The following is an 18,959-nucleotide window of genomic DNA, read 5'->3' as shown; positions in this document are numbered from 1 at the left end:
GGCGTCACATCGCGCGCTCGCGCCCCTCCCAATACGGTTCGCGCAACCGCCGCTTGTACAGCTTGCCGTTGGGGTCGCGGGGCATCGTCTCGATGAAGTCGACGCTCTTGGGGCGCTTGTAGGCGGCGAGCCGACTCTCGCAGTGGGCGAGGATCTCGGCGGCGAGGGCGGCGTCGGCGATCCGTCCTTCGGCGACCTCGACGACGGCCTTGACCTCCTCGCCCCAGTCGTCGTGCGGGATCCCGAAGGCGGCGGCGTCGGCGACCGCGGGGTGGGTGAGCAGCGCCGACTCGATCTCGGCGGGGTAGATGTTGACCCCGCCGGAGATGATCATGTCGATCTTGCGGTCGCGCAGGAAGAGATAGCCGTCCTCGTCGAGCAGTCCGAGGTCACCGACGGTGAAGAAGTCGCCGATGCGGTTCTTCTTCGTCTTCGTCTCGTCCTTGTGGTACGAGAATCCGCCGGTGGACATCTTCATGTAGACGGTGCCGAGTCCGCCCGGCGGCAGGCGGTTGCCGTCGTCGTCGAAGACCGCCAATTCGCTGATGGGCCAAGCCTTTCCGACCGTTCCCGGCTTCTTCAGCCAGTCCTGTGCGGTGGCGAAGGCGCCGCCGCCCTCGCTGGCCGCGTAGTACTCCTCGACGCACTCGCCCCACCAGTCGATCATGGCGCGCTTCACATGGTCGGGGCAGGGCGCGGCGCCGTGGATGGCGTGCCGCATCGAGGACACGTCGTACGCGGCCCGCCTGGCCTCGGGCAGCGCGAGCAGGCGGTGGAACTGGGTCGGCACCATGTGCGTGTGGGTGCACTCGTGCGCGTCGATGAGGCGGAGCATCTCCTCGGGCGTCCACTTGTCCATCAGGACCAACGGGTGACCGATGTGCAGGGCGGCGCCCGCGAACTGGAGGACGGCCGTGTGGTAGAGCGGCGAGCAGACCAGGTGGACGTTGCCGTCGAAGGGCCTGATCCCGAAGATGCCGAGGAAGCCGCCGAGGTAGGACTCCTCGGGCAGCTTGCCGGAGAGGGGTCGGCGGATGCCGCGCGGGCGGCCCGTGGTGCCCGAGGTGTAGTTCATGACCCAGCCGAGGGTGCGGTCGGCGGGGGCGGACTCGGGCTGTCCGTCGAGGAGTTGGGCGTAGGGACGGAAGCCGCGGACATCTCCGACGGCGTACCGATGGCTCACCGGGAGGTCGGCCTCGTCGGCCGCCGCGACGGCCGCGTCCGCGAACCGCTCGTGCGCGATCAGGACCTTGGCGCCGGAGTCGGCGACGATCCAGGCGATCTCGGGGCCGACGAGGTGGTGGTTGACCGGGACGAGGTAGAACCCGGCCTGGGACGCGGCGAGATACGCGGTGAAGAACTCCACGCCGTTGGGCAGCACGACGGCGAAGGCGTCGCCTCGCTGGAGGCCCGCGGCCCGCAGCCCGTGCACCAACTGGTTGACGGCGCCGTGCAGTCGACCCGCCGTCCACTCCTCGCCGTCGGGCGCGACGAGGACGGTGCGGCCCGGGTCGGCCGCGGCCTGGGCCCAGAAGCCGTTGGGAGGTGTGCTCGCGGACGCGCTGGATGTGCTCACGACTGACTTCCCCTTCCCGCGATGCGGTTGACTCGGTCGACGGCCCGCTCGAAGCCGCGGGTCAGATCGTCGAAGACGGCCTGGACGCTGCGTTCGCTGTTCATCCGGCCGACGATCTGCCCGACGGGGGTGCCGAGCAGGTCCTGCACCTCGTACTTCTGGATGCGTGAGACGGCCTCGGCGACCAGGAGCCCCTGCAGCGGCATCGGCAGCGGTCCCGGACCCTGCGGGTCGTCCCACGCGTCGGTCCACTGCGTACGCAACTGGCGTGCGGGCTTGCCGGTCAGGGCGCGGGAGCGGACCGTGTCGCCGGACCCCGCGGCAAGGAGTTTCCGGGTGAGGGCGGGCGAGTGCAGATCGGCCTCCGTGGTGGTGAGCCACAGGGAGCCGAGCCAGACGCCCTGTGCGCCGAGCGCGAGCGCGGCCGCGATCTGCTCGCCGCTGCCGATGCCCCCGGCGGCGAGGACCGGCAGCGGCGCGACCGCCTCGACCGCCTCGGGGGTGAGCACCATGGAGGCGATCTCGCCGGTGTGACCGCCCGCCTCGTAGCCCTGCGCGACGACGATGTCGATGCCCGCGTCCGCGTGCTTGCGGGCGTGCCGGGCGCTGCCCGCGAGGGCGGCGACGAGGACGTCGTTGTCGTGGGCGCGCTGGATCACGTCGGCCGGGGGTGAACCGAGTGCGTTGGCAAGGAGTTTGATCGGGTAGTCGAAGGCGACGTCGAGCTGGTTGCGGGCGACCTGCTCCATCCAGCCGGTGATGCGCCAGCCGGACGCCTCGCCCTCGGCGAGTTCGGGCACGCCGTGCTTGGCGAGGGTGTCTCTGACGAACTGCCGGTGCCCCTCGGGGATCATCGCCTCGACGTCGGCCTCGCTCACTCCCTCGACCTTCTTGGCCGGCATGACGACGTCGAGGCCGTAGGGCCTGCCCTCGACGTGCTCCTGCATCCAGTCGAGGTCCCTGGCCAGTTCGTCGGGCGCCGTGTAGCGGACCGCGCCGAGCACCCCGAACCCGCCCGCCCTGCTGATGGCGGCGGCCACCGCGGGGAAGGGCGTGAAGCCGAAGATGGCGTGCTCGACGCCCAGTTTCTTGCTCAACTCCGTCTGCATGGGCGCAGGATGCCGCAGCGCCCTGTCCGAGGGAAGAGATTTTCTGATGCAGCGTCAGTTATTTGCCGTCTAACCGCACGGTCAGCAATCTGACCGGTCGGTTAGTGTGGCGCGAGTGATCCCGCACGGGGTGCGGTTCGACCGACGGAGGACACCGACATGGAACACACGACGTGCTGCGTGGTGGGCGGCGGACCGGCCGGCATGATGCTCGGCCTGCTCCTCGCGAGAGCGGGGATCGAGGTGACCGTCCTGGAGAAGCACGGCGACTTCCTGCGCGACTTCCGCGGCGACACGGTGCATCCGTCGACCCTGCGCCTGCTCGACGAACTGGGCCTCGGCGAACGCTTCGCGCGCCTGCCCGCCCGCAAACTGCGGGACATGCGCATGCACATCGAGGACACCGTCGTGGTCGCGGGCGACCTGCGGCACATCCCGGGCCGGCACAAGTACATCGCGATGGTGCCGCAGTGGGACTTCCTCGACCTCCTCGCGGGCGCGGCAGCCGAGGAGCCGTCGTTCACGCTGCGGCTGCGGACGGCCGCGACGGACGTACGCAGGGACGACGCGGGCCGGACAACCGGCGTCCGCTACAGGGACGAGACCGGCAGGCCCGGCGAACTCTCCGCGGACCTGACCGTGGCCTGCGACGGCAGGAACTCGGTTGTCCGCGCGGCGGCGGGCCTCACCCCCACCACGTTCGACGTGCCCATCGACGTCTGGCAGGTCCGCGTGCCCGCGCCCCGCGACGGGCTCAAGAGCGGCCGCGTCTTCATGAGTATCCGTGACGGCCAGATCGCCGCCACCATGGACCGCGGCGACTACTACCAGACCTCCTACCTCATCAAGAAGGGCACGGACGCCGAACTGCGGTCCCACGGCATCGACTGGTTCCGCGACCGGCTCGGCGCGCTGCTCGACTGGGACCGCACGGCGATGCGGGAGATCCGCTCCTGGGACGACGTGAAACTCCTGGAGGTCACCATGGACCGCCTGCCCCGCTGGTACACCGAAGGCCTCCTCTGCATCGGCGACGCCGCGCACACCATGTCGCCGGTCGGCGGCGTCGGCGTCAACCTCGCGGTGCAGGACGCGGTCGCGGCGGCCCGCGTCCTCGCGGCACCACTGCGCAGAGGCAGCGTCGACGTACGCGACCTGGAACGCGTCCAGAAGCGCCGCCACCTCCCGACAACGGTCACGCAGCGCCAGCAGCAGGGGGAACACGAAACGCTCCTGCGCCCGGCCCTGGAAGGAACCCTCAAGGCCGACCGCCTCCCCCTCCCCCTACGCATGCTCCGCACGGTCCCGGCGCTGCGGACGGTGACGGGCTACTTGGGCGGCGTGGGCATCCGCCCGGAACACGCACCGGAGTTCGCGCGACGCTGAGCTCCGACGCGGTTCGGTGGCGGCGAGCGCCAGCCCGTGACCGACGCCAGAACGGCGACCATCGGCACCAGCAGGAGCGCCGTCCTGCTCCCCTCGGTGGCGGCGACCTGCGTGAACACCACTGCGCCCAGGGCCGCGCCGGCCGTGTCGAGCCCCGACAGCCACGACATCGTCTCGGTGCCCCCGCCGGGAGGCGCCAGGTCTCCGGCGAGCGTTCGCACGGCGCCGAACGTGCAGCCGATCGCCAGCCCGGCCACCGGACAGACCAGGAGAACCACCGTCGGCGAGAACAGAGTGGCCATCGCCAGCGCACCCGCTCCCGCCACGAAGGCGCAGAGCAAGACGGACACCTTGGGCCCGCGGGACAGCAGGGCGGGGGCCGCTCCCAGGGCGAGGCTGCCAAGGACGCTGCCGATGGACAGTGCCGCCAGGTACAGGCCGGTGTACGCCGTCGCGCCGTACTCCTTGGCATGGATCGGCAAGAGGACGTCGACGGCGGCCACAGCCGTGACGAACAGGAGGTGGGTGGCCAACAGTCGGCGCAGGGGCGCGGAGGCCAGCGGGCCCAGCCGGTGCCCCGAGGAGGCGTGCCCCGAACCGGGCCGTGTCGAAGTCGATCCGCCGAGCAACGCGACCACCCCCGTGGTCAGCACGGCGATCACGGCGAGCGGGGCGGCGGCGGACAAGGACAGACTGAGCCAACTGGCAAGCACCGGGCCGGTGATGAGGGCGGTTCCGGTCATGGCCGAGTCCAGGGCCATCGCGGTGGCCAGTGTCCGGCTGTCCGTCAGGGGGAGCCAGACCATGCGCATCATGACCGCGACCGGAGGGGTGGTGGCCCCCAGCGCGGCGGCGAGGGCCAGGACCACCGGGATGGGTCCACCCTCGTACACCGCCATGACCAGCAGTGCGATGGACGCGAGGTGTCCCACGAGACAGCAGAGCAGGACGGTGCGCGGGACGTGCCGGTCGATGAGCCGCCCGCGCAGCGGTGCGGTCACGCCCTGGCCGAGCGCCAGGGCACTCACGGCCAGGCCTGCGGTGCCGTATGCGCCGTCGCGGCCGACCAGGAGCAGCAGGCTCAGGGCCAGCATACCGAACGGGAGTTTCGATGCCATGCCGAGCGCCGCGATGCGCCAGAAGCCGGGGAGCTCCATCAAGTCCCGGTAGCCCGCGAGTAGTCGGTGCCGTGCTGCTCCGCTCATGCCGCGCCAGGGGCGCGCAGGGCCCGTACTGCCCAGTCCAGGGACGGGGTCAGGCTCTGTGGGGGCGGCCAGCCGTTGATGGTTGCCAGGAGGCTCAGGTAGCGGTCTCTGCGGGGGTCGTTCATCGTGGTCAGGTGGGTAGCCAGGTGGTGGCGGAGTCGGGCGTCGTCGGGGCGGTCGACCATGCGGGCGTAGTGCGCGGCCAGTGCCGCGGCGATCGGGGCCGCCAGCGGAGAGGTGGGCTCCATGCCCTCGCTCAGGGCCGGTTCGGCCAGGGAGCGGACGGCATCGGCGAGGACGCAGGGCAGGCCCATGGTGTCGTCGGGGGCGCGGTCTGCCGCCAGTTGCCGGGCCATGCCGTGCAGGCTCGTGCGGAAGTCGGGGTCCGCGAGCAGTCCCGCCAGCTCCACCCATGCCTCGATCTGCTCCACGTCGGGATGGTCGGGCAGCTCCGGTGTCATCGAGCGGATCACCGCGGGGAAGGCCGGATGGGTGTCCAGGCCCGCGAAGACCGTGGCGAGGAAGTCGTCCGTCAGACGGCGGCGCTCGTCCTCGGAGAGTGCGGCCAGCCGGTGCAGGAGGTCCAACTCCTCAGGCGTGGAACCTCGCTCGGCCACCACGGTCAGGACCGCACGGCGCACGCGCAGGGCGTGGATCTGGACGTCCAGCGCCTCGGCGTGCGCCGCGGCCACGTCGGGGAGCGCGACCTCCCTGTCCACGACCCTGCGGATCGTGGGCAGGTCGAGGCCCAGTTCCCGCAGGGTCCGCACGAGGTCGAGGCGGGCGGCGGCCTCGTGGCCGTACCGCCGGTAGCCCGCCGGGCTGCGGTCCGTCGGGGCCACGATCCCGGAGTCCGAGTAGAACCGGATGGTCTTGACCGTAAGGCCGGTCCGGCGGGCCAGCTCGCCGATCGAGTAGAGGGGGCGACCTGAGAGGCGGTCTTCGTGGGGGGCGCCCTCGCGTATGTCTCTTTCGGGTATGTCTCTCCCGCGTACGTCTCTTTCGCGTACGTCTCTTTCGCGTACGTCTCTTTCGCGTGTTTCGCCTTCGCTCATGCGCTCCACTCTCACGTCTCCCCTTACTGGAGACTCAAGCCCTCCCCCGCAGAAGGCTCGAGCCCCCTCCGCGGGTCAGGCGAAACGGGAGCTGCGCACCGGGCCCGACGACGTCACTCGGTCGCGGTCGCCGCGGAGCCAGCAACCGCGCACGGCCGCGGCGAACTCGGCCAGCCGCTCGACCGGGTCGGCGGGTGTCTGACCGTCGCCCTGATCCGGCGTCGGGTCGGCCGCCAGGATCTCGGCGGCGAGCTCCGCCTCCGGACGGTCGTCGGCGGGGTCCTCCCGCACCTGGCCGTCCTCGCCGGCCCGCAACCGGGCCGCCCACGGCGCCACCGCCGACTGGTGCAGCAGGGCCACGCTGTCCGCGGTGATCGCTGGGGTCTCGGTCCATTGGCTCGCGTGCTCGTGCAGAACCTGTCCCGGCACACGCTCCACCAGCCGCCCGAGGACCTCACGCCCCTCGTCCGTCTCCGCGGCCTCGTTCAGGTCGTACGCGATCACGACCGTGTCCTCGCGTCCGGGCGCGAACGGCTCGGCGGGCACGCCCAGCACGTCCGCCGCCGCGAGGCCGAGGATCCGGCTGTCGCGGTCGGGCAGCAACGACACCGAACGGGGCCGCACCCCGGTGGCGTCGAGAACCGTCTTCAGCCGCAACAGGCCCTGCAGGCACTGGTCGTAGGAGTCCTGCAGCCACGCGTAACGCCCGTTCATGCCCGCGTCGAAGCCGAACGGGGACAGCGTGCCGAGCACGGTGCCGCCCAGCGCGAACTGCCAGCCCCGCAGGTCCGTCCCGTCCAGCGGGCTCACGCCCCCGGCGGCCTCGGCCCGCTCCAGCATGCGCCGCTGCCGGTCCCGCGCGGGGAGCCACTGCGCGTCCTGGGGGTCGGGCAGCAGCGCGTGCTGGCGGCGCGCCAGGGGCAAGTCGCCCGCCATGAGGGCGTTGAAGACCAGGAGGTAGCGGTCGGGCCAGTCCTCGAAGTCACTCTCGTGCCGCGCGAGCAGCTCGACGGCGTCGCCGTGGCGCTCTTCGTCCTCGTACGCCGACACAAGCTCACGCATCACACCGAGCGTCCCCGGGTTGTGCTCAAGAACCTCGCGCAGGGCGGGTACCGCGAGGAAGGAGAGGCCGCGCTCGATGCAGGCGTAGCCGAAGTCGTAGAGCGCACGGGCCTGTTCGGGGTGTGCGGACAGCGTGGTGGAGGCCTGCCGGAGATCGTCGAAGCCGATCGCCTCGGCCGCCCGTGCGACCACGCGGGCCACCTCGGCCGTCGGCTGGTTCTCCCCGCCGGCCCTGAGCTGCCGCACGGCACCGGGTATGTCCCCCGCGTCCAGGAACTCCCAGGCCTTCAGGAGTTCGGGGGACTTCGGCGGGCGGTTCTTGCGCGAAAACATGCTGAAGATCATCACCGATGGAGGCGGGGCCCTCAACTGGGTTCTTGTGCCTCGCAGCCGGGTTTCACAACGTCGGTCATCGCCGGGTTTCACACGGTCGGTCATCGCCGGGTCCTCGCGGTCGGTCATCGCCGGGTCCTCGCGGTCCTCGGCCGACCTTCTCGCGGTCCTCGGCCAGCCTCCTCGCGCCCCTCAGTTGGCCTTCTCACGCCTCTCACCAGGCGTGTCCCGCTTCTCGATCGCGTACAGCGTGAACCTCTCCAGCTCGTCCGCCGCCGCGTCCAGGTCCAGCTCAGGGTGGGCGAGCCACTGCCCGATCACCCCGTCGATCGCGCCGCCGACCGCGAGGGCGATCGTCGGCGGGTCGAACTCACGGAACCGCCCCGCCCGTTGACCGGCGGCGAGGAGATCGGCGAGGGCACTCCAGCGGCCTGCCGTGTCGTGGCCACCGGGGTTCTTCAGGCGCGTGCCCTCCGCGTCGTCGAGGAGCATCTCGGTGATCACGCGCACGTGACGGCGGTTGTCCCGCTGGTAGCCGACCATCGCGTGGACGTAGGCGACGACCGCCGCGCGCGGGTCGGCCTCGGCGGCCACCTTCTCGTTCACGTACGAGGTGAACTGCTCCAGGACGTGCGACAGCGTGGCCCGGGTCAGGTTGTCCTTGGAGGAGAAGTGGTAGAGGACCGCCGCCTTGGACAGGCCCGCCTGCTCGGCGATGGCCGCGAGGGACGTCGCCGGATAGCCCTTGGTGGCGATCATGTCGATCGTGCACTCGACGAGCTGGCTGCGGCGGGCCTGCTCGGTGAAGGTCGGCGTGCCGCTCCCCCGGCGGGAGGCACGGGGAGTTCCAGGAGCGCGGGAAGCCATCGTGGTGCCCCTCCTCTCGTGACGCGCGCCGGTGATCGACATCCGACCGTACACCAGCGGCTACGCCCCCAGAGCGGCCATGGCCGCGTTGTGCCCCGGGATGCCGCTGACCCCGCCGCCGCGCACGGCACCCGCCCCGCACAGCAGGACGTTCGCGTGCCGGGTCTCCACGCCCCAACGCCCGGTGTCCTCCTGCTCGTAGGGGAAGGCGAGGTCGCGGTGGAAGATGTTGCCGCCGGGCAGCCGCAGGTCCCGCTCCAGGTCGAGCGGGGTCTTCGCCTCGATGCAGGGGCGCCCCTCGGCGTCGAGGGCCAGGCAGTCGGTGATCGGCTCGGCGAGGTGCGCGTCGAGCTGGGCGAGGGTGGACTTCAGGAGTTCGGCGCGCGCGGCGTCGTTGTCCCGGGCGAACAGCCGCGCCGGGGTGTGCAGTCCGAAGAGGGTGAGCGTCTGGTAGCCGCGCTCGACGAGGTCGGGGGCGAGGATCGTCGGGTCGGTGAGCGAGTGGCAGTAGATCTCGGAGGGCGGTGCGGAGGGCAGCGACCCCGCGGCGGCCTGGGCGTACGCGGTCGCCAACTCCTCGTACCCCTCGGCGATGTGGAAGGTCCCGGCGAAGGCCTCGCGCGGGTCGACGGAGGTGTCCCGCAGCCTCGGCAACCGCTTGAGCAGCATGTTGACCTTCAGTTGGGCGCCTTCGGCGGGCGGGGGCGGCGCGTCGCCGAGGAGCGCGGCGAGGGCCTGCGGCGACGCGTTGACCAGGACGTGGTCCGCGGCGACGGTGTGCTCGCCGTCCCGCGACGTGTACGTCACCTCGGCGCGCCGCCCGTCGGTGGCGATCCGCGTGGCCTCGCATCCGGTGCGCAGGGTGGCGCCCGCCGCCCGCGCGGCCTCGGCGATGGCTCCGGTGAGGGCGCCCATGCCGCCGACGGGCACGTTCCAGTCGCCGGTGCCGCCGCCGATGACGTGGTAGAGGAAGCAGCGGTTCTGCCGCAGGGACGGGTCGTTGGCGTCGGCGAACGTGCCGATGAGGGCGTCGGTCAGGACGACGCCGCGCACCAGGTCGTCCTCGAAGCGCTCCTCGACGGCGGCGCCGATCGGCTCCTCGAAGAGGGCGCGCCAGGCGGTGTCGTCGTCGACCCGGGCGCGCAGTTCGGTGCGGGTGGGCAGGGGTTCGGTCAGGGTGGGGAAGACGCGGCGCGCGACCTGTCCCGTCATGGCGTAGAAGGCGCGCCAGGCTTCGTGGGCTCGGTGGTCGCCGGTGAGCCGGGCGAAGGCCTGCCGGGTGCGGGCCTCGCCGCCGCCGACGAGCAGGCCGGTGGGGCGGCCGTCGCGCTCGGTGGGGGTGTAGGAGGAGACGGTGCGGGTGCGCACCCTGAAGTCCAGGTCGAGATCCCGGACGATCTTCTTGGGGAGGAGGCTGACCAGGTACGAGTAGCGGGACAGCCGCGCGTCGACCCCGGGGAAGGGCCGGGAGGAGACGGCGGCGCCGCCGGTGCCGGGGAGCCGCTCGAGGAGCAGCACGGACCGTCCGGCGCGGCTGAGATAGGCGGCGGCGACAAGACCGTTGTGACCACCGCCGACGATGACGGCGTCGTACGCATCACGATCAGGCATGCCTCTTCCTAGCACGGATCAGGCATGCCGCTTCCTAGCGCGAGGGCCCGGAGTCGGGAGGCTTCGGGCTCGACGCCCGCTCGGGGTCGGTGCGCACGTGCGCGCGCAGCCCCTGCAGGCCGAACAGGATGAGCAGTTCGACCGCGCCGCCGTCGGCGCTGCCCAGCCAGTGCGGCAGGGACGTGTCGAACTCGGCCGCCTGACCGGGCGGCAGTACCAGGTCGCGGTCGCCGGTCACGAGCCGCAGGCGGCCGGCGAGCACGTACAGCCACTCGAAGCCCTCGTGGGTCTGCGGGGTCGGTTCGAGCGGCTTCGGCCGGGCAGGAATGAGCATCTTGAAGGCGTGCACACCGCCGGGCCGCCGGGACAGCGGCACGAAGGTCATGCCGTGCCGATGGACGGGCTTGAGGTGGATCCGGGGGTCGCCGGTGCGCGGGGCGCCGACGAGGTCGTCCAGCGGGACGTCGTAGATGCGGGCCAGCGGCAGCAGCAGCTCCAGGCTCGGGCGGCGCAGTCCGCTCTCAAGGCGGGACAGGGTGCTCTCCGAGACCCCGGTCGTCGCCGCCAGGTCGGCCAGGGTGATGCCGCGGTCCCGGCGCAGGGCGCGGAGCCGCGGGCCCACCGCGTCGAGTACGTCGTCGTCCGTCGTGGGGTCCATGAGGCCCATCTTGCAGTTACCGCAAGATTCCGTGCCAGGGGGTGGGGTGCCTGGCAAGACTCGGCGCCATCGACACACCATCGACGCAAGGAGTCTTGATGAGCAGCACCGACGCGGTCGCGTTCTGAGACGACGTCTACGCGGGACGCCCGGCAGCCGACAGCCCCCGGCCGAACGCCCGCCTCACCGAGACGGTGACCGGCCTCGCGCCCGGCGACGCGCTGGACCTCGGCTGCGGCGAAGGCGGCGACGCGCTGTGGCTCGCCGGACAGGGATGGCGGGTCACCGCCACCGACATCTCGGGCGTGGCGGTCGAGCGGCTCACCGGTCTTGCCCGCGCGCACGGCCTGGGCGAGCGGATCACCGCCGTGCGGCACGACCTGCACGCGTCCTTCCCGTCCGGCGGTTACGACCTGATCAGCGCCCACTACTTGCACACCCCCCGGGACCTCGACCGGTCGGCGGTCCTGCGCTCGGCCGCGCACGCGCTGCGTCCGGGCGGGCGGCTGCTGGTCGTCGACCACGGCTCGGCCGCGCCGTGGTCGTGGAACCAGGACCCCGGGACCCGCTGCCCGAGCCCGCAGGAGGTCGCCGCCGGCATCGGCCTCGACCCGGCGGCATGGACGGTCGAGCGGGCCGACACACCCCGCCGGACGGCAACGGGGCCGGACGGGAGCACCGCCGAGGTCACCGACCACGTCCTCCTCGTCCGCCGCACCGCCTGACACCGCAGCCGGCGTCCCGACGAAGGAAGGCGATCACCGATGCCCACGTCCACGAACCCTGCCCGCCGCCGCGACACCCCACCGCCCCGCACCGGAAGCAGCGAGATCGAGGTCCTGCGCGGCTTCCTCGACTACCTCAGGGACTCGATCGCCGCGAAGGTCGACGGCGCCCCCGAGCCGCGGGTCCGCACGGCCGCGGTGCCCTCGGGCACGAATCTGCTGGGCCTGCTCGGCCACCTGACCTGCGTCGAGCGGTCGATGTTCCTCGGCGACACCGTCACCGACTGGCAGGGGACGTTCCGGGCGGCGTCGACGGACGGCGTGGCCGATGTCGTGGCCCGCTACCGCGAGGCGGTCGAGCGCGCGAACGACGTCCTCGACGGGTGCGCCGACCTCGGCGCACCGGTCCCTCGACCGCGTCCCGGGCGCCGCCCCGCGCCCAGCGTCCGCTGGGCGCTGACCCACATGATCGAGGAGACGGGGCGGCACGCGGGCCACGCGGACATCCTCCGCGAACTGATCGACGGCTCGGCCGGCCGCTGAACCGGCTCCCCCGGAGCCGCTGAACCACCGGATCCCGCAGTGCTTCAGTGCCCCCCGGTCGCCCGCCGCTGCCGCAGCGCCGCGACCCGGCGGTACAGCTCGACCGCCTCCGTGCCGCGGCCCAGCTGTTCCAGGCAGTGCGCTTCGTCGTTGCGGCTGGCCAGGGCGTCGGGGTGGTCGGCGCCGAGGACCTGTTCGCGGGCCGCGGCGACCCTGCGGTACTCGGTGAGGGCGTCGGCCCAGCGGCCGAGCCAGCCGAGGCCGACGGCGACCTCGCGGCGGCTGACCAGCGTGTCGGGGTGGTCGGGGCCGAGCACGCGCTCGCGGATGGCGCACACGTCCCGCGCCTCCGCGAGGGCCTCCTCCCAGCGGCCCTGCCGCCCGAGGTTCACGCCGAGGCCGTGCCGGGCGCGCAGCGTCTCGGGATCGCCGGGGCCGTTCACGCGGGTGCGGTCGTCGATCAGGTCGCGGTACAGCTCCAGGGCCTCCCCGCTGCGGCCGAGCCTGCCGAGGCTGATGCCGACCTCGTAGCGCGCCGCGAGGGTGTCGGGGTGGTCGGCGCCCAGCGCCCGCACCCGGGCATCGGCGACTTCGCGGTAGGTCTGCAGGGCCTCGGGCCAGCGACCCAACTGCCCGAGCGCGTAAGCGACTTCGTACCGCGTGACGAGTGTGTCGGGGTGCATGGCGCCGAGGACACGCGCGCGGGCCGCCGCCACCTCCTCCGCCAGCCGGTAGGAGTCCTCCAGACGGCCGAGGCGGCTCAGGTTGTAGGCGAGGTTGTGGCGGCAGCGCAGCGTGTCCGGGTGGTCGGGGCCTGCGGTGCGCTCACGCACGGCGAGCACCGAGGTGTACGTCTGGTGGGCCTCGAAGTGCCGCCCGAGCTGGCCGAGCACGTACGCCATCTCCTGGCGGGCGGCCAGCGTCTCGGGGTGCTCGGGGCCGAGCGTGCGCTCGCGGCCCTGGGCGACGCGGCCGTACTCGCGCAGGGCGTCGGCGGCGCGGCCCGTGCGGCTGAGCGTGAAGCCGACCTCGTACCGGCTGGCGAGCGTGTCGGGGTGGTCGGGGCCAAGGGCGTGCTCGCGCTCGGCGGCGACCGCGCGGTGCACCTCGCCCGCCTCGGCCCACCGCCCGAGCCGCCCCAGGCTCAGCCCCGCGTTGTGCCTGCTGGTCAGGGTGGCGACCACTTCCGGTGGCGGGGTCGGCCGGTCCGCCCGGCGGGGCGCGGCGGCGCGGCGCGCGTCGGCGCGCGGGATCCACTCGCCGGTCAGGCCCGCCGCGGCGTCCGGCGGCGTCGCGCGGAGCACGGAGGCGCCGCTGGCCTTGTGTCCGGTGGTCATGCCGCGGGTCCAGGAGGGCAGACGCGGTTCGTGGGACGGCAGTGGCTCGGGGCCGCGCAGGGGGCGCACGGGCGGTGTGGCGACGGTCGGCACGTACGTGGACGAGGTGCGGCCCATGGCGATGCGGCGGCCCAACTCCCGTGCGTCGTGCGGCCGGTCGCCGGGTTCCTTGGCGAGCAGGTCGAGGACGATCCGGTCGAAGTACGCGGGCAGTTCACCGCGGTGCCTGCGCGGCGGCTCCGGCGGGGTGTCGCGGTGCCCGACGAGGACGGCCCAGGCGTCCTCCAGGTCGAACGGCGGGGCGCCGGTGGCGATTTCGTAGAGCACGCACCCGAAGGAGTACAGGTCGCTGCGCTGGTCGACGGGGTCGCCGCTGATCTGCTCGGGCGACATGTAGTGCGGGGTGCCCATCGCGATGCCCGTGCCGGTCAGGCGGGAGGTGAAGCCGATGTCGGCGCCGAGCCGGGCTATGCCGAAGTCGCAGATCTTCACCGTCCCGTCGGCCAGGCGCATGATGTTCGCGGGCTTCAAGTCCCGGTGCACGATGCCCTGTTCATGGGTGTAGGCGAGGGCGGCGGCGACCTGGTCGGCGATCTCGACGACGTCGGCGACGGACAGGGGGTGCTGCTTGTTGTCCTCCAGGAGCTGGCTGAGATTGCGCCCTTCGAGGAGCTCCATCACCAGGTACAGGACGCCCTCGTACTCGCCGAAGTCGTGGACGACGGTGACGCCGCGGTGCTGGAGGGCCGCGGCGACGCGCGCCTCGCGCCGGAAGCGTTCGCGCAGCACGCGTGTGAAGGACTGGTCGTGCTGGGGCCCCATCGGCTTGAGGCACTTGACGGCGACCTGGCGGCCGAGCGACTCGTCACGCGCCCGCCACACCTCGCCCATACCGCCGCGCCCGATCAGATCCAGGAGTCGGTAGCGGCTCTGGATCAGCCTGGTGTCCGCCATCTCGTGCTGTCGCCCCCGTTGTTTCGCTGCGCCCTCCCCGGCCCGTCCAGTATGGCGTCCCGTCTGTCGAGTTTGTACGGTGCCGGGCGGCTGCCCGGGCCGAGGCGGGCCATGGCGCGCAGGATGTGCTTGGGCGGAAGTTGCCAGCGCACACGTGCGGGGATGCGGCGCAGGACGGTGCCGGTGAGGACCAGGCGGCGCGTGACGGTGGCGGGCGGCGGGGCGGCCCTGCCGTACAGCTCGTGGGCGTACGGCGGCAGGGAGGCGTACGCGAGATCGGCCGCACGCCGCCACAGCAGGGCGCGCGCCGGGACGAGCAGGGGGTGCGTCGGGGGACGTCGCAGGAAGTCGTCGACGGCACGGGCGTCGGCCCCCGCGGCGAGCTCGGGCCGCACCTTCTCGAAGTACGCGGCGAGTTCGGCGGTCGACGCGGGGACGTCGACGGGGTCGAGGCCGACCAGGCGGGCGCTCCGGCGGTGCTCGGCGACGTACCGGTCGGCCAGGGCCTCGGTGAAAGGGAGTCCCGAGCGGCGGGCGATGTGCAGGTACGAATCTATTTCCGCGCAATGCACCCACAGGAGCAGCTCGGGTTCGTCCACGCCGTAGCGCTCGCCGGTCTGCGGGTCGGTGGCCTCGAGCATCGTATGGATCTTGCGTACGCGGGCGCCCGCCTTCTCGGCGGCCTCGGTGGTGCCGTACGTCGTGGTGCCGACGAAGTTGGCCGTACGCATCAGACGGCCCCAGGCGTCCTTGCGGAAATCGGAATTCTCCATGACGCCGCGGACCGCGCGGGGGTGCAGGGCCTGGAGGTAGAGGGCGCGGATCCCGGCCACCCACATCATGGGGTCGGAGTGGGCCTGCCAGGTCACCGATGCGGGTCCGAAGAGACCGGGGTCGGCCTCGGGCGCGGGCGCGTGCTCGGGCATGGTGCGACCACCTCCTGACGTCCTGAGGGCCAAGTGTGACCAGGTTTCCCCGCGGGCACCAGGCACTGTCGCGGCCCTTCGGCGGGCGATCGAGCAGGGTGTCGAGCAGGGCCCGGTCCGGATTCGATCAGGATTCGAGAAGCGCTCGCACCCGGGTCGCCTCTAGCGTGACTGCACGGTCGTTCTCCGGCCGGAGATACTGATCGAGGCCGGTCGGATCGAGCCAGGCGACACCGACGGAGCCCGCGCGAGCGGCCCGTCCGACAGATGGAGACGCGATAAGCATGGCCAAAAAGACGCACGCGCAGTCGCCTGCGCCGCACGCCGCCGACAGCCACGACCTGATCCGCGTGCACGGCGCCCGCGAGAACAACCTCAAGGACGTCAGCATCGAGATCCCCAAGCGCCGTCTGACGGTGTTCACGGGCGTCTCGGGGTCCGGCAAGAGCTCCCTGGTGTTCGACACGATCGCCGCGGAGTCCAAGCGGCTGATCAACGAGACGTACAGCACCTTCGTGCAGGGCTTCATGCCGAACATGGCACGTCCCGAGGTCGACGTGCTCGACGGCCTGACGACCGCGATCACCGTCGACCAGCAGCGGATGGGCGGCGACCCCCGCTCCACGGTCGGCACCGCCACCGACGCCAACGCGATGCTGCGGATCCTGTTCAGCCGGATCGGCAAGCCCTACATCGGCCCGCCCAGCGCGTACTCCTTCAACACCGCCACGGTCCGGGCGAGCGGCGGCATCACCGTCGAGCGCGGCGCCGCGAAGACGAAGACCGTCAAGGCGACCTTCAATCGCGTGGGCGGCATGTGCACGCGCTGCGAGGGCCGCGGCAACGTCTCCGACATCGACCTCACCGAGCTCTACGACGACTCCAAGTCGATCTCCGAGGGCGCCTTCACGATCCCCGGCTGGAAGTCGGACAACGTGTGGACCGTCGGGCTCTACGCCGAGTCGGGCTTCCTGGACCCGAACAAGCCGATCCGCAGGTTCACGAAGAAGGAGATGCAGGACTTCCTCTACCGCGAACCGACCAAGGTGAAGGTCAACGGCGTCAACCTCACCTACGAAGGCCTGATCCCCAAGATCCAGAAGTCGTTCCTGTCCAAGGACAAGGAGGCGATGCAGCCGCACATCCGGGCCTTCGTGGAGCGGGCGGTCACCTTCACCACCTGTCCCGAGTGCGACGGCACCCGGCTGAGCGAGGGCGCGCGGTCCTCGAAGATCAAGCGGAAGAGCATCGCCGACGCCTGCTCGATGGAGATCAGGGACCTGGCGGAGTGGGTCCGCGGCATCGAGGATCCTTCGGTGGCGCCGCTGCTCACCGCGCTCCAGCAGACCCTCGACTCGTTCGTGGAGATCGGGCTCGGCTATCTCTCGCTGAACCGGGCCTCCGGCACGCTGTCCGGCGGTGAGGCGCAGCGCGTCAAGATGATCCGCCACCTCGGCTCCTCGCTCACCGACGTCACGTACGTCTTCGACGAGCCCACGTCGGGCCTGCACCCGCACGACATCCAGCGCATGAACGACCTGCTCCTCCAGCTGCGGGACAAGGGCAACACGGTGCTCGTCGTGGAGCACAAGCCCGAGGTCATCGCCATCGCCGACCACGTCGTCGACCTCGGCCCCGGCGCCGGTACGGCGGGCGGCACCGTCTGCTTCGAAGGCACCGTCGAGGGGCTCCAGGCAAGCGACTCGGTCACCGGGCGCCACCTGGACGACCGGGCCGCCGTCAAGGACGAGGTGCGCGAGCCCACCGGCGCCCTGGAGATCCGCGGCGCCACGGCCAACAACCTGCGCGACGTCGACGTCGACATCCCGCTCGGCGTGCTCACCGTCATCACGGGCGTCGCGGGCTCCGGCAAGAGCTCGCTCGTGCACGGCTCGATGCCCAAGCAGGCCGGGGCCGAGGGCGTCGTCTCCATCGACCAGAGCCCGATCCGCGGCTCGCGGCGCAGCAACCCCGCGACGTACACCGGGCTGCTCGACCCGATCCGCAAGGCGTTCGCGAAGGCCAACGGCGTCAAGCCCGCGCTGTTCAGCGCCAACTCCGAGGGCGCCTGCCCCACCTGCAACGGCGCCGGCGTCATCTACAGCGACCTGGTGATCATGGCCGGCGAGGCCACCACCTGCGAGGACTGCGAGGGCAAGCGGTTCGACGCATCCGTACTCGAGTACCACCTCGGCGGCCGCGACATCAGCGAGGTGCTCGCGATGTCGGTGACCGAGGCCGAGGAGTTCTTCGGCGGCGGCGAGGCGCAGACGCCGGCCGCCCACAAGATCCTCCAGCGGCTCGTCGACGTCGGGCTCGGCTACCTCACCATCGGCCAGCCGCTGACCACGCTCTCCGGCGGCGAGCGGCAGCGGCTCAAGCTGGCCACCCACATGGCGGAGAAGGGCGGCGTCTACATCCTCGACGAGCCCACCACCGGCCTCCACCTCGCCGATGTCGAGCAGCTGCTCGGCCTGCTCGACCGGCTCGTGGACTCCGGCAAGTCCGTCATCGTCGTCGAGCACCACCAGGCGGTCATGGCGCACGCCGACTGGATCATCGACCTCGGTCCCGGCGCGGGACACGACGGCGGCAAGATCGTCTTCGAGGGCACGCCCGCCGACCTGGTCGCCGCCCGCTCCACCCTCACGGGCGAGCACCTCGCCGCGTACGTCGGGGCCTGACCCCCTCGCCGACGGCGGGCCGGCCCGTGGCCGTACCCGCCGCGACGGCGTTGGCGGTGACGACGACGGTGATGGCGAGCCATGACGCCGCGTCGAGCCGCTGGTCGAGGACCACCAGGCCGACCAGTGCGGCGAACACCGGATTGACGCTCATGAAGATCCCGAAGTGCGCGGCGGGGATCTTCCGCAGCGCCAGCAGATCGGCGAGGAACGGCACGGCGGAGGACAGCACTCCGGCGGCGAACGCGCACAACAGGGCGTCGGCGGTGGGCCGTTGCGCACACAGCACGGCGATGCCCACGGGAACGTAGAGAAGCCCGGAGACGGCCGCCGCCGCTGCCGAGCCCTGTACGCCGGGCAGCCGCTCGCCCACGGTGCGGTTCAGCAGGATGTAGCAGGCCCAGCAGAGGGCGGCGAGCAGCGCGAGACCGATGCCGAGGTAGTCGGTGCTCGGTCCCGGGCGGGTCAGGACGACCACCGCCCCGGCGGCGGCGAGCGCGCAGAGCAGGTCGGTGCGGCGGCGCGAACCGGCCAGGGCCACGGTGAGCGGGCCGAGGAACTCCAGCGTGACGGCGAGTCCGAGCCCGATCCGGTCGATCGCCGTGTACAGGGACAGGTTCATCGTCGCGAACACCACGGCGAGGGCGAGGACCGGCCGCCACTGCGCCCCGGTGAACGTCCGAAGGCGCGGCCTGCCCGCGCCCGTCAGGACGAGCGCGGCCACCCACTGGCGCACCGCCACCACCCCCACGGGGCCAAGGACGGGGAAGGCGAGCGCGGCCACGGACGCCCCGACCTGATTGGACAGGCCGCTGCCCAGCATCAGCGCCGTCCCCGAACGGCGGCCCGAACTCACCGGCTCCACACGCATGTCGACTGCCATGGCACGAGACTCCGCGCCCCGGCCGCATGCGCAAAATGCATCCGA

Annotated in this window: 14 protein-coding genes and 1 pseudogene; 4 read left to right on the top strand and 11 right to left on the bottom strand. The window is 72.1% G+C overall.

The window, feature by feature from the left end; all coding sequences use genetic code 11:
- Positions 1-4: 4 nt before the first annotated feature.
- Both AB0B50_RS01230 and AB0B50_RS01225 read right to left on the bottom strand, forming a co-directional pair.
- Positions 5-1,576, bottom strand: a complete 1,572-nt coding sequence (locus AB0B50_RS01230) for an acyl-CoA synthetase (RefSeq protein ID WP_362323684.1) — start codon at positions 1,574-1,576, stop codon at positions 5-7.
- A complete protein-coding gene (locus AB0B50_RS01225; RefSeq protein WP_362323681.1) occupies positions 1,573-2,685 on the bottom strand; it encodes a nitronate monooxygenase family protein in 1,113 nt (370 codons plus the stop codon). Before AB0B50_RS01225 ends, AB0B50_RS01230 begins: the two co-directional genes overlap by 4 nt.
- Before the next feature lie 159 nt (positions 2,686-2,844).
- On the opposite strand from AB0B50_RS01225, the gene AB0B50_RS01220 reads away from it, so the two are divergent.
- The gene (locus AB0B50_RS01220) at positions 2,845-4,071 is read left to right on the top strand and encodes an FAD-dependent oxidoreductase (protein ID WP_362323678.1); all 1,227 of its coding nucleotides are present in this window, start codon (positions 2,845-2,847) and stop codon (positions 4,069-4,071) included.
- Here the strand turns inward: AB0B50_RS01220 and AB0B50_RS01215 are convergent.
- The 6 genes from AB0B50_RS01215 to AB0B50_RS01190 all read right to left on the bottom strand — a co-directional run bounded on the left by AB0B50_RS01215 (position 4,014) and on the right by AB0B50_RS01190 (position 10,862).
- On the bottom strand, positions 4,014-5,276 hold the full coding sequence (locus tag AB0B50_RS01215) for an MFS transporter (protein WP_362323675.1): 1,263 nt from the start codon (positions 5,274-5,276) through the stop codon (positions 4,014-4,016). The two genes, AB0B50_RS01220 and AB0B50_RS01215, sit on opposite strands and share 58 nt — an antisense overlap.
- The gene (locus tag AB0B50_RS01210; protein ID WP_362323672.1) at positions 5,273-6,331 is read right to left on the bottom strand and encodes a MerR family transcriptional regulator; all 1,059 of its coding nucleotides are present in this window, start codon (positions 6,329-6,331) and stop codon (positions 5,273-5,275) included. The genes AB0B50_RS01215 and AB0B50_RS01210 overlap by 4 nt, the downstream gene beginning before the upstream one ends.
- Positions 6,332-6,406: 75 nt before the next feature.
- Entirely contained in the window at positions 6,407-7,726 is a 1,320-nt protein-coding gene (locus AB0B50_RS01205) for a hypothetical protein (protein WP_362323669.1), read from the bottom strand.
- A gap of 192 nt (positions 7,727-7,918) precedes the next feature.
- Positions 7,919-8,593 carry a TetR/AcrR family transcriptional regulator gene (locus AB0B50_RS01200; RefSeq protein WP_362323667.1) on the bottom strand — a complete coding sequence of 225 codons (675 nt, stop codon included), beginning with the start codon at positions 8,591-8,593 and terminating at the stop codon, positions 7,919-7,921.
- Positions 8,594-8,653: 60 nt separating this feature from the next.
- A complete protein-coding gene (locus AB0B50_RS01195; RefSeq protein WP_362323664.1) occupies positions 8,654-10,204 on the bottom strand; it encodes an NAD(P)/FAD-dependent oxidoreductase in 1,551 nt (516 codons plus the stop codon).
- Positions 10,205-10,238: 34 nt separating this feature from the next.
- Positions 10,239-10,862 carry an XRE family transcriptional regulator gene (locus AB0B50_RS01190; RefSeq protein WP_362323661.1) on the bottom strand — a complete coding sequence of 208 codons (624 nt, stop codon included), beginning with the start codon at positions 10,860-10,862 and terminating at the stop codon, positions 10,239-10,241.
- A gap of 98 nt (positions 10,863-10,960) precedes the next feature.
- Between AB0B50_RS01190 and AB0B50_RS01185 the strand changes: the two are divergent.
- Both AB0B50_RS01185 and AB0B50_RS01180 read left to right on the top strand, forming a co-directional pair.
- Positions 10,961-11,587, top strand: a pseudogene (locus AB0B50_RS01185) (class I SAM-dependent methyltransferase).
- Between the two features lie 39 nt (positions 11,588-11,626).
- A complete protein-coding gene (locus tag AB0B50_RS01180; protein ID WP_362323658.1) occupies positions 11,627-12,130 on the top strand; it encodes a DinB family protein in 504 nt (167 codons plus the stop codon).
- Between the two features lie 44 nt (positions 12,131-12,174).
- Here AB0B50_RS01180 and AB0B50_RS01175 read toward each other — a convergent pair whose 3' ends face one another.
- Together AB0B50_RS01175 and AB0B50_RS01170 are read right to left on the bottom strand one after the other, a co-directional pair.
- The gene (locus AB0B50_RS01175; protein ID WP_362323655.1) at positions 12,175-14,421 is read right to left on the bottom strand and encodes a serine/threonine-protein kinase; all 2,247 of its coding nucleotides are present in this window, start codon (positions 14,419-14,421) and stop codon (positions 12,175-12,177) included.
- Complete coding sequence (locus AB0B50_RS01170; protein ID WP_362323652.1) at positions 14,403-15,347, bottom strand: oxygenase MpaB family protein; 945 nt, start codon at positions 15,345-15,347, stop codon at positions 14,403-14,405. Before AB0B50_RS01170 ends, AB0B50_RS01175 begins: the two co-directional genes overlap by 19 nt.
- 284 nt (positions 15,348-15,631) lie before the next feature.
- On the opposite strand from AB0B50_RS01170, the gene AB0B50_RS01165 reads away from it, so the two are divergent.
- Positions 15,632-18,031: an excinuclease ABC subunit UvrA gene (locus AB0B50_RS01165; RefSeq protein WP_362323649.1), complete on the top strand. Its 2,400-nt coding sequence runs from the start codon at positions 15,632-15,634 to the stop codon at positions 18,029-18,031.
- On the opposite strand, the gene AB0B50_RS01160 is transcribed toward AB0B50_RS01165, so the two are convergent.
- The gene (locus AB0B50_RS01160; RefSeq protein ID WP_362323646.1) at positions 17,994-18,914 is read right to left on the bottom strand and encodes an EamA family transporter; all 921 of its coding nucleotides are present in this window, start codon (positions 18,912-18,914) and stop codon (positions 17,994-17,996) included. The genes AB0B50_RS01165 and AB0B50_RS01160 overlap by 38 nt on opposite strands.
- Positions 18,915-18,959 lie beyond the last annotated feature (45 nt).

Source organism: Streptomyces sp. NPDC041068 (assembly GCF_040647455.1).
GTDB lineage: Bacteria > Actinomycetota > Actinomycetes > Streptomycetales > Streptomycetaceae > Streptomyces.
Note: the sequence above shows the minus strand (reverse complement) of the source record. Positions and strands in the feature narration are given on the sequence as shown.

Excerpts from the sequence above, each read along its gene's own strand:
- AB0B50_RS01225 (WP_362323681.1), bottom strand. The coding sequence starts at position 2,685 with ATGCAGACGGAGTTGAGCAAGAAACTGGGCGTCGAGCACGCCATCTTC.
- AB0B50_RS01220 (WP_362323678.1), top strand. The coding sequence starts at position 2,845 with ATGGAACACACGACGTGCTGCGTGGTGGGCGGCGGACCGGCCGGCATG.
- AB0B50_RS01215 (WP_362323675.1), bottom strand. The coding sequence starts at position 5,276 with ATGAGCGGAGCAGCACGGCACCGACTACTCGCGGGCTACCGGGACTTG.
- AB0B50_RS01210 (WP_362323672.1), bottom strand. The coding sequence starts at position 6,331 with ATGAGCGAAGGCGAAACACGCGAAAGAGACGTACGCGAAAGAGACGTA.
- AB0B50_RS01205 (WP_362323669.1), bottom strand. The coding sequence starts at position 7,726 with ATGTTTTCGCGCAAGAACCGCCCGCCGAAGTCCCCCGAACTCCTGAAG.
- AB0B50_RS01200 (WP_362323667.1), bottom strand. The coding sequence starts at position 8,593 with ATGGCTTCCCGCGCTCCTGGAACTCCCCGTGCCTCCCGCCGGGGGAGC.
- AB0B50_RS01195 (WP_362323664.1), bottom strand. The coding sequence starts at position 10,204 with ATGCCTGATCGTGATGCGTACGACGCCGTCATCGTCGGCGGTGGTCAC.
- AB0B50_RS01190 (WP_362323661.1), bottom strand. The coding sequence starts at position 10,862 with ATGGACCCCACGACGGACGACGACGTACTCGACGCGGTGGGCCCGCGG.
- AB0B50_RS01180 (WP_362323658.1), top strand. The coding sequence starts at position 11,627 with ATGCCCACGTCCACGAACCCTGCCCGCCGCCGCGACACCCCACCGCCC.
- AB0B50_RS01175 (WP_362323655.1), bottom strand. The coding sequence starts at position 14,421 with ATGGCGGACACCAGGCTGATCCAGAGCCGCTACCGACTCCTGGATCTG.
- AB0B50_RS01170 (WP_362323652.1), bottom strand. The coding sequence starts at position 15,347 with ATGCCCGAGCACGCGCCCGCGCCCGAGGCCGACCCCGGTCTCTTCGGA.
- AB0B50_RS01165 (WP_362323649.1), top strand. The coding sequence starts at position 15,632 with ATGGCCAAAAAGACGCACGCGCAGTCGCCTGCGCCGCACGCCGCCGAC.
- AB0B50_RS01160 (WP_362323646.1), bottom strand. The coding sequence starts at position 18,914 with ATGGCAGTCGACATGCGTGTGGAGCCGGTGAGTTCGGGCCGCCGTTCG.